This window comes from Galbibacter sp. (assembly GCF_035306585.1).
In the GTDB taxonomy this organism is placed as follows: domain Bacteria; phylum Bacteroidota; class Bacteroidia; order Flavobacteriales; family Flavobacteriaceae; genus Galbibacter.
The window spans coordinates 1-2,164 of sequence record NZ_DATGNU010000049.1; the positions used below are offsets into that span (position 1 = coordinate 1).

2 protein-coding genes are annotated in these 2,164 nt (G+C 38.1%); both read right to left on the reverse strand.

The features are described 5' to 3' along the window. Positions 1–236: 236 nt before the first annotated feature. Positions 237–1,124 carry a GTPase Era gene (era, locus tag VKY50_RS05780; protein WP_324299793.1) on the reverse strand — a complete coding sequence of 296 codons (888 nt, stop codon included), beginning with the start codon at positions 1,122–1,124 and terminating at the stop codon, positions 237–239. Next, a partial coding sequence (locus tag VKY50_RS05785; protein WP_324299795.1) for an alanine/glycine:cation symporter family protein occupies positions 1,111–2,164 on the reverse strand: 1,054 nt, incomplete at its 5' end. The genes VKY50_RS05785 and era, both read right to left, overlap by 14 nt.

Here is a 2,164-nt window from a genome sequence, read left to right on the forward strand (position 1 = left end):
CGGCAATGGTGGTGAGATGTTCAAAACGAATTTCTGGATCAATTGGATCGACACAACAATCATCCTCATCGGACTCACAAGCAATAAAGCCTAGACTAATAGCCGTAAAGAGAAATGCATTTTTGAATTTCATTGGTTGGGTTTTAATTTTCACCAAAGAAAGCAAAGGCAATTTAGGTTATGGTTACCAAAAGCGTATCCTTATGTTACCTATTTTAAGTAACGTAAAGTAAAGGTTATTTCTGGTTGTATCCGAAACGTTTGAGTTGTTGTTGGTCGGAGCGCCAGTTTTTATTAACCTTCACAAAAATCTCAATGTGAACCTGTTTACCAAAAAACTTCTCGAGATCCTTACGGGCTTGGATTCCTACTCTTTTTAAAGCGGAGCCTTTGTGACCGATAATAATTCCTTTCTGAGTATCGCGCTCTACCATAATCACCGAGCGAATACGTATGATGTTTTCATCCTCTAAAAATTCTTCAGTTTCTACCTCAACGGCATAAGGAATCTCCTTACTGTAGTTCATTAGAATTTTTTCACGGATAGTTTCGTTGACAAAAAATCGCTCTGGCTTATCGGTAATTTGATCCTTTGGATAAAAGGCAGGTGAATCTGGTAGTAGCTCTAAAATACGATTAAACACCGTGTCAATGTTAAAATTTTGAAGGGCTGAAATTGGATAAATCTCTGCATTGGGTACTTTTTCTTTCCATAGCTGCACTTGTTGCTCTAAAACCTCTTGCGAGGACACATCAATTTTATTTAAAAGAAGTAGTACAGGAACTTTAGCGTTGGTGATTTTCGCAAAGAATGATTCATCTTTTAAATCTTTCTCCCCAATCTCTACCATATACAATAAGACATCTGCATCTTCAAAGGCAGATTTAACAAAATCCATCATTGAGGATTGAAGTCCATAAGCAGGTTTTATAATTCCAGGGGTATCGGAGAATACCACCTGAAAGTCCTCACCATTTACAATCCCGAAAATTCGGTGCCTGGTGGTTTGTGCTTTCGATGTTATAATGGAGAGTTTCTCCCCTATTAAAGTATTCATAAGAGTAGATTTCCCAACATTAGGATTCCCTACAATATTTACAAAGCCTGCTTTATGTTCGCTCATCTTTAATTTTTTTTAAATACATCTTCATGGAAGCATTCACCTTAGGCGCTAACCAAATCAATGCGATCATATTTGGGATACACATTAGCGCATATGCTAAATCAATCAAGTTAATTACAACCCCAACGGAAGTTATCGCTGCAAAGGTAATGGTTGCGATGTAATAAACGTTAAACCATTTGGCAATTTTAGGATTTGATAAATAGGATAGGCACTTGGTACCATAGTAAGAATACGTAAATAAGGTGGACATTGCAAAGGCTGCAACTATAAGCAGGAGTATGATGTCACCATAACCAAAGAGGGATTTTTCAAATGCAAATAAGGTCATAGCAATACCATTAGTTTCTACCTCTAAGTAGGCGCCACTGATAATGATCGTTATCGCAGTTAATGAACATACAATAATAGTATCGATAAATGGTCCTAACATCGCCACGAGACCTTCTTGTACAGGTTCATTCGTTTTGGATTCTCCATGATACATCGGGGCACTTCCTAGTCCTGCTTCGTTGGAGAACACGGCCCTTCTTACACCGAGAATCACCAAGCCCCAGAACCCTCCTTTAATAGCGGTATCAAAATTAAAAGCCTCTTCAAAGATCAGCCCAAATGAAGGTAGTATGTTATCCGCATTAGTGAAAAGGATCACCATTACAGCGGCAAAATATAACCCAACCATAAAAGGCACTATAGCGGTAGCTACTTTGGCGATCTTTTGTAGGCCTCCGAAAATAACAAGAGAAGTTAGTATAGATAAACTAATTCCTATAATTAATTTCCAATTAAAATCACCAAGTGCTGCGATGTTCACATCTGGATCAACAACGCTCATAAAAGTTTGGGTAAATTGATTAACCGTAAACACCCCTAGAAAGCCAACTAAACCAGCTACAGAGAAAAACACCGCTAGCGGTTTACCCATAAAACCTATACCTTTTGTCATATAATGCATAGGGCCTGACTCTAACCGACCGTCACTATGTACGGTTCTATACATCACAGCTAAACTACAGCCATAGAACTTTATAATCATTCCT

Excerpts from the sequence above, each read along its gene's own strand:
- era (WP_324299793.1), bottom strand. The coding sequence starts at position 1,124 with ATGAGCGAACATAAAGCAGGCTTTGTAAATATTGTAGGGAATCCTAAT.